This is a genomic window from Corynebacterium tuberculostearicum SK141, from assembly GCF_000175635.1.
GTDB lineage: Bacteria > Actinomycetota > Actinomycetes > Mycobacteriales > Mycobacteriaceae > Corynebacterium > Corynebacterium tuberculostearicum_C.
On sequence record NZ_ACVP01000027.1, the window covers coordinates 64,231 to 72,293 of the forward strand.

At 56.1% G+C, this 8,063-nt stretch carries 5 protein-coding genes and 1 pseudogene; 5 read left to right on the plus strand and 1 reads right to left on the minus strand.

What is annotated here, in order from left to right; genetic code table 11:
* Positions 1-55: 55 nt before the first annotated feature.
* The 3 genes from CORTU0001_RS09205 to efeB are packed head-to-tail and all read left to right on the plus strand — an operon-like array spanning position 56 to position 4,465.
* Positions 56-2,020, plus strand: a complete 1,965-nt coding sequence (locus CORTU0001_RS09205) for a phospholipase C (protein WP_005329263.1) — start codon at positions 56-58, stop codon at positions 2,018-2,020.
* 4 nt (positions 2,021-2,024) lie between these two features.
* A complete protein-coding gene (locus CORTU0001_RS09210) occupies positions 2,025-3,182 on the plus strand; it encodes an EfeM/EfeO family lipoprotein (RefSeq protein ID WP_005329264.1) in 1,158 nt (385 codons plus the stop codon).
* A complete protein-coding gene (efeB, locus tag CORTU0001_RS09215; RefSeq protein ID WP_005329266.1) occupies positions 3,182-4,465 on the plus strand; it encodes an iron uptake transporter deferrochelatase/peroxidase subunit in 1,284 nt (427 codons plus the stop codon). Before CORTU0001_RS09210 ends, efeB begins: the two co-directional genes overlap by 1 nt.
* 87 nt (positions 4,466-4,552) lie before the next feature.
* Here the strand turns inward: efeB and CORTU0001_RS09220 are convergent.
* Positions 4,553-5,188 (minus strand): annotated as a pseudogene (locus tag CORTU0001_RS09220) (HNH endonuclease signature motif containing protein); the annotation flags it as partial.
* 71 nt (positions 5,189-5,259) lie between these two features.
* On the opposite strand from CORTU0001_RS09220, the gene CORTU0001_RS09225 reads away from it, so the two are divergent.
* Both CORTU0001_RS09225 and CORTU0001_RS09230 read left to right on the plus strand, forming a co-directional pair.
* On the plus strand, positions 5,260-6,813 hold the full coding sequence (locus CORTU0001_RS09225; protein ID WP_034668617.1) for a recombinase family protein: 1,554 nt from the start codon (positions 5,260-5,262) through the stop codon (positions 6,811-6,813).
* A gap of 798 nt (positions 6,814-7,611) precedes the next feature.
* Positions 7,612-8,063, plus strand: a 452-nt coding sequence (locus CORTU0001_RS09230; protein ID WP_005329272.1) for a type I restriction-modification system subunit M N-terminal domain-containing protein, incomplete at its 3' end; no start/stop codon positions are given.

Here is an 8,063-nt window from a genome sequence, read left to right on the forward strand (position 1 = left end):
AGCCACAGCCACTTTCGACCTGCCCCGCAAATTCTTGACCAAGGTTGGATTTTTAATGAAGCTTCGCTCTCGCGCTGTGGCCCTTTGCGCCGCCGCAGCCGCCACTACGTCCCTTGTCCCCGGCGTTGCCCAGGCAGCCACCACGACTCCAATTGAACACGTCGTTGTCATTTACTCGGAGAACATTTCCTTCGACCACTACTTCGGAACCTACCCTAATGCGCTGAACAAGGACGGTGAGAAGCTGCAGGGCAGCGGCAAGAGCGCCCCTAAATTCACCGCAAAAGAAGGCACCCCAAAGGCGAAAAACCTCGAAAATGATGACGTAATGGGGGAGAAGAACCCCAACTCCGTCAAGCCTTTCCGCATCGGGCCTGACCACGCCGTGACTACGGACCAGAACCATCACTACGGCGATGAGCAGGCCGCATACAACGGCGGCAAGATGGACAAGTTCCCAGAGACCGTGTCCACCGACATCGATAAGTCCTCCAATGGCTACTATGCCGCCCCTGGCATGACCATGGGCTACTACGACGGCAATACCGTCACTGGCATGTGGAACTATGCGCAGAACTTCGCGATGAACGACAATAGCTACTCCACCATCTTCGGCCCATCCACCCCTGGAGCACTGAATCTGATTTCCGGAACTGTGGCCGGCGGGACCATGCATGACCCAGCCACGGGCGAGCAGAAGAAGATCGAACCTGGCAAGAACCACGCCCTCGCTGGGGTATCCGAAGATGGCAAGACCGCCACTGTTGTCGGCGACCCAGATCCGCTTTACGACGACTGCTCGAATAACTCTTCCGCCGGCACCAACCAGGTCACCGCGATGCACTCCAAGAACATCGGTGACCAGCTCAATGACAAGGACGTCACTTGGGGCTGGTTCCAAGGCGGCTTCCGGCCAACCGAGGAAGCTACAGACGACGCTCGCGCACGCTGCGGCGCCTCCCACACCACGCTGACCGGCCAGAACAAGACGGACTATAACCCGCACCACCAGCCGTTCCAGTACTACGCTTCCACCGCGAATCCGCACCACTTGGCGCCGTCGAGCGATGACATGATTGGCAAGACTGACCGCGCCAACCACCAATACGATCTGCAGGACTTCGATACCGCTCTGGAGCAGGGCAACCTGCCGGCCGTGTCCTTCTTGAAGGCCGCTAACTACCAAGACGGCCACGCCGGCTATTCGAATCCGTTGGACGAGCAGGCCTTTATCACCCACTACATAAACGAGCTGCAAAATTCCCCGGAGTGGGATTCCACCGCGGTGGTTATCGCTTACGACGATTCCGACGGCTGGTACGACCACAAGGCCCCAGAAATCCGCAACGGCTCCAACGATCCGCACCAAGATAAAGAAATCTGCACCGCCGCCGCAGCTAAGGTCGGCGTCGCAGGCGATAAGCACGGCCAGTGCGGTCCGGGTACCCGCCAGCCCCTGCTGGTCATTTCCCCGTACGCAAAGACTAACCACATCGATTCCACCTACACCGAGCAGACCTCCGTCACTAAGTTCATCCAGGACAACTGGGGCCTCGGCCGCCTAGGTGGAATCGCCTTTGACGAGCGTGCCGGAGAGCTGAACAACATGTTCGACTTCAACACCACCAAGAAGGCACCGAAGCTGTTCCTAAACGAGACTGACGGCACCGTCGCTAAGGATTACGCGTCCATTGAGAAGGTGGATAATTCCTCTCGTGCCGGCACCAACCTCAAGGACGTCGTCGAAGGCATGGATGACCCGAAGGTTACTGAAAAGGACGTGCCTTCCATCACCAAGCTGCACCAAGAGTCCAAGCCGCAGCCTGGCACAAACAAGCCTGCTGACTCGAGTTCCAGCTCTTCTGCTGGTTCTTCCAAGGCCGGTACCATCGCGGCTATCCTTACTGCCCTAGGCGTAGGCGCTGGCATCGTAGCTTGGTACATGAATGGCCACCCCGGCCTGGACCTGAAAAAGCTGCAGGATTTCAAGCTCCCACCACTGCCTAACCTCCCGTTCTAACCCCATGAAGACCTTCCACATCGCTACCGCCGCGGTGCTTGCCATCGCGGCCGTATCCCCACATGCTGTAGCCCAAAGCTCCCTAAGCTCCTTCGGCTCCAGCTCCCGGGACTCGCAGTCGGTGGCGCCGTCGACAAGCAAAAGCGCGAAGCCGAAAGAACCGCAGCTAAATGTGCGCGACGTGTATTCGTGCCCTACGCCCGACAAGGTCCAGAGGCAAGCGGAGTGGAAGGTCTATAACACCTCTGGACTGGCGCTTACCGTCTACGTTGCAGACGATGCAGGCAATGCCTACCAAGTTCTAGAGCGCGTGGGTACTCCAGCCAAGCGCGCGTGGGCCCCGAAGCTGCAAGACGGCACCTACCACCTCACCTGTGTCTTCCACAATGACTCGGCCGTGAAGTCTGATGATTTCACGGTCACCGGTTCCACCATCACCGAAGCCCCCAAGATGGTACCTATTACTGACCGCGAGGTCGCAGCCGTTGCTATCCAGCAGGCAGCGGAGCAGAAAAAGCGCGTTCCTGAGCTGCAGAAAAAGGCTCACGCTCTTGCCGATGCCACCTCTAAAAACCGTCCGACCGCCCGAGCAGCTTACCTCGATTACCTCGAGACCTACCGCTCCTTCGACGATTCCAGCGAAATGTGGCCTGGGCCGGACTTAGAGGGGTACGCGGAGGTTGAAAAGCTGCTGTGGTCCAAGCGCCCTGTCAAGGATGCGGCCAAGCCCGCCCGCGCGCTTGCCGACGCCGTCGATAAAACCGCCCGCGCCCTCGAGTCCTCCCACTTCGCTATTCCCGCGCCCGATTACGGCCTGCGCACCCACGAGGTGATGGAGGAATTCGAGCGTTTCGACATGCGTGGGGAGCGTGACTTCGGCGCTCATGCCCTGCCCACCGCGCTGCGCGGCAATGTTACCTCCACTCGGCTGACGCTGGATGCCGTCCGCTCCCTCGTTGAGGGCCGCGGGTTGGATACCGCGCCAATCTATGACCAGCTCGATGAACTCGACAAGATCGCCGGTGAATTCGATGAAAAGTATGACACCGCTTTTGACAAGTGGTCGCAAAAGGATCGGATGCGCCTGCAGTCGGCCGTTGCCCGTGCTAATGAGTTGCTTGCCCCTGTCGCCACGATGACCGTTATTAGAAGGATGGATTAGTGCCCTGCCCGTTTAATTTTTCCCGCCGCTCCTTTCTCTCTGGCCTTGCTGCAACCGCTGCGCTAACCGGCCCAGCCGCGGCCGCCAACGGGCAGTCAAGCTTTGCTGGTTCCTCCTTCGGTTCCTCAAAGCATGGCAAGGATTCTTCGTCCGACCCCGCTGTGTCTTCGCCGCGCACCGATGCGGATGACCCGCTCGATCTTCCTTTCCATGGCGAGCACCAGCAGGGTATTGTCAACCCGGCCCAAAAGTATTCTGAGGTTGTCGCTCTCGACGTACAGTTCACAGGAAAATCGCGCCTGGAAGAGCTGTTTCGTACCATCACCGAGCGCGCCCGCGTTCTTACCACCGGCGGAGCCACCGCAGCCGATGGTATAGCCTATCCTGCCGGCGATTCCGGCGAGCTGGGTCCAAAGCTTCCTACCGATAGCCTTTCCATAACCCTTGCCGTGGGCGATTCGCTTTTCGACGACCGCTTTGGCCTAAAACCCCACAAGCCTGTCCACCTGAGCTCTATGCAGGCTTTCGCTGATGACACCTTGAAGGACGAGCTGTGCCACGGCGACCTCGCCTTGCAGATTTGCGCCGATCAGCACGATACCGTCATTCACGCGTTGCGCGATATCCTTCGGCACACCCGCGGCGACGTCGCCGTGCGCTGGCGCCAAAACGGCTACATGAACGAGCCACGGCCTTCTGGCACCCAAAGAAATCATCTTGGGTTCAAAGATGGCATCGTCAATCCGGCCGAAAAGGATCAAGACAAGCTGGTGTGGGCCGGCGCGGACGAGCCAGATTGGGCCGCCGGCGGCAGTTATATGGTGGTTCGCCTGATTGCTATGTATACCGAATTCTGGGATCGCATCTCCATTGCCGAGCAGGAGCAAATCTTCGGCCGCGACCGTGCTACCGGCGGCCCACTTTCCGGCGGTGACGAGCACGCTGAGCCGAACTACCTCGACGACGCCACCGGTGACGTCATCCCCACCGATGCGCATATTCGCCTCGCCAATCCGCGCACGCCAGAAACCTCCGACCAGCTCATGTTGCGTCGCGCTTATAATTATGACAACGGAGTGCGCGACAACGGCACCCTCGATGTCGGCTTGGTCTTTATCTGTTTCCAGCAGGACTTGGAGCGTCAGTTCATCACGGTGCAAAAACGCCTTGAGGGCGAACCGCTCGCGGACTATATCCGCCCCTACGGCGGCGGCTATTTCTATGCTTTGCCCGGCGTTGCTGACGACTCCGACTTCTTCGGCCGCTCGCTCCTCCAAGCCTAGGCAAGCTTCGCTGCCCTGCAGCATATGCGAAACTGTGCAGGGTGAGCTTTGTTGTGAGGCTCGTTTGTAAATAGCGAGGCAGGGCGCTCAGCTGGAATTGGCCCAGGGTGGGACCCAGACTATTCGGCCCTGCCGCCGCTCAAGCCGGCCGCGCACCGGTGGACCGTGCGGATCGTCGTCGTTGACGCCGTTGTGATACGGGCACGCCACGCTGAGATTCGCCATATTGGTCTCCCCGCCGTGTTTCCACGCCTGCAGGTGGTGGATTTGGCACTTATCCGCCGGATAGTTGCACTCGGCCCACGGGCAGGTGGGGTTTTCCGCGCCCGCCATGAGCCGCTGCTTATCCGAGGCATGCCGCGAGGTGCGATACAGGTTCACCGCTCCCTCATAAGGATGGACGAGGGTGACAAGCCCGCATTCGGCAAGGCGCTTTTCTACCAGCTTCGCGCCGCTGATTTCGGCACCATTGGTCAGCCGCAGCGTGATTTCCTCGCCTCCGCCGCTTAAGATTTCATCTAATTCATCGAGCTGGATGATGATATTCGTCGTCGCGGCAGGCCGCGCCGTAGCCCCGCCACGGAAGAAGATATTCTCCACGGAATCAAGCGGCTTCTCCTCACTGATGCTGGCGTGTAGGTCAGCGATGAAATCGGAATCGCCGGTAATCGAAAGCGTCGACGGGCCGCCCTTGCGCCGCGTCATCCGCACGCCTTTCTCCGGTAAGATAGAGTATAATGATACATCAGAGGGTTATATTATGTGCCCAAGATCACAAGAAAAGAAGACTAACAATGACTAGAAAAGCAGCAATTTATCTACGAATGAGCCTCGATGCGGACGGTAGAGGAGCCGGTATCGAGCGGCAGCGGGAGGATTGCCGGAGGTTAGCCGCCGCCAAGGGGTGGGAAGTAGTAGATGAATACGTAGATAACTCAATTAGCGCGAGTAAGAGGAACGTAAAGCGCCACGCGTATGACCGCATGGAGGCTGATTATGAAGCGGGGCTATTTAATACCATTATCTGCTGGCACTTCGACAGGCTTACCCGCCAGCCAATGCAGATGGAGCGGTGGCTTACAAGGGCAGAAGACGGCGATCTGCAAGTAGTTACATGTACTGGCAACTACGATCTAGAAACAGAACAGGGACGTATGCTGGTACGTGTCTTGGCGGCATTTGCACGCGGCGAGATTGAGCTTAAAGCAGCCCGCCAGAAGCGAGCGGTACTACAGAACGCGCGTAAAGGAGGCAAGCCCGCAGGAATCCCGCCTTATGGTTACGATGATGACTTCAATGTGATAGAAGACCGGGCGGAGACGGTACGGGGTATTTATCAGGCTATACAGGCCGGAATAACAATGGCTGATATTGTGCGCGCGCTTAATGGCGACGCAACAAGGGAATCAGAGGTACCGTGGTTAAACCCGTGTACGCCACCCGGGGTACTCAAGAGGGAGCGGGACAACGAGCGGCGGGTGGAACGCGGTATGGAGCCGTTACCGCTACCCAAGAAGAAGAAATGGGTAGAGCATGGCGTACTAAGAATTGCGTCTAACCCGGCCTATGCTGGATACCGTCTACACATGCCCCAAGAAGTGCGAATGAAGCCAGAGCATAGAGGACTAGGGTCAGAAACGGCCCCGGGTAAAAAGCTACATATTGTCAGGGATGAAGACGGGGAGCCGGTACAAGGGCAATGGGAGCCGATTGTGGATAAGAACCTATGGTGGTCAGTCTCAGAGATTTTATGCGACCCCCGGCGTGATAAGAGGAGGCACAACCGCAGCGGTAGAGCGGCGCTAGGTGCGGCCACCTATGTCTGCGGCGAATGCGGGTACCACATGACCACATTAGGCCCGCGCTACCGTTGCAGGCAATGCGGTATAGCCCGGACGAGCAAGCCAATAGACAGGCTGGTCTGTTCGGTGATAGAGCGGCGACTAGCCCTCGATGACGTGGTGGAAGCGCTAACGGCAAGGCAGGAGCCTACCGAAGAGTCTAGAGCCATAGATAAGCAACGGCACGAGCTAGAGGCCAAGATTAAACGGGTTGAGGCTGATTACGACGATGGTCTCATTACAGCAAAGGACTTGAAGCGTAACCGCGACAAAGTGGAAGCTGAACTTGAGCAGCTACGACAGAAGCAGATTGCAACACTACCGGAAGCCACGCAGTCAGTCTTGGCGGGTATGAGCAACCCCGCAGAGGGCTTTAAGAACAGTTCGATGGTGACAAAGCGGGCGATTATAGACGCGCTGATGGAGGTGCGGGTCTACAAAGCACCCCGGGGGCACAAGCAGTTCGACCCGAAGACAGTAGAAATCATCTGGAAGGTAGACGCGTAGGAAGCCGGGGAGGGTGGTAGATTCCCGAAAAAAGGGTGGGTTAGCAGGTAGAAGAGCCTAAACCACACAGTATACCAGTGGTCTAGTATGTCTACAATGTGTTTCTGATCACATTATTCGGGGAGGGGTGACTATTGTGCGAGTGTACTTATCTGTCTTGTAGGTAGAGGCGTTCATTAACGGGGTTTTGGGAGGTTAACTTGTTAAGTGCAGCCACTCAACAAGTGATTTGTTAAGCTGTTTCCCCCAGTAGACGCGCTAAAAGGGGCTACTTAACAACTTAACAACGTTTTCGCGTAACTCTTTTTATATAGGATATATAGCTATGTACTACCACCCTTGAATATTGCTCTCTTCGTACATCATCTTCAACACAAAAATAAGTGTTAAGCGTGTTAAGTAGGATAAAAGGCCTGGTCACAGGGAAATCCATTTTGTTAAGTGCTTTGTTAAGTTAACAAGATTCGGGTTAACTTAACACAAATCAACCAACGGGTTTAGCTGACCACTTTTTGCGTCTTCGGGGTGATGTCGTTTCTTAGGGTTACCTAACTCGTGTAGTCCCGCGTGGCCTCACCCACGTGTCTTCGGATCTGGTTTTGTCTAGCTAAATTTTGTTAGATGAGAGCCTCAGACTAGATGTCAGTCACTTCAGATTTCCGAACAGGAAGTGTGACCCAACATGCAGGGAGGGGGTGAGTTTGACGCAGAGTTCTAGATAGTAAATACCCACATTGACTGCGAGATCATAGATAGACTGGCAAAGACGTTATTTTCTTAGGAAGGACACAAAGGCGGATGTCACCCTCAACGAAAAAGGCTCAGCGGGATAGCCTCCACAAGACCCTTGACAGTATTGCCAATGATTTGCGCGGCAAGGTCGATGGTTGGGACTTTAAAGCCTATGTGTTGGGAACGCTGTTTTATCGCTATTTGTGTGACCACCTCGTTCACATCATCAACACTGAACAGCATGATGCCGGTGATAGCGAGTTCGATTACAGTGAGTTAAGCGATGAGGTCGCTGAATTTGAACGTGAGAATTACACACAGATGGTTGGCTATTACATCCTTCCATCGCAGCTCTTTAGCACTTTTGTTCAGGGAGCAGCTGACAATGTGGATCTCAATATTGAGCTGGATAAAGCTCTGCGAGCAGTAGAAGCTTCGTCGGCAGATGCCGAGTCAGCAGACGACTTTAAGGGCTTGTTCCAAGACTTCGATGTCAATTCCAACAAGCTCGGTGGTAC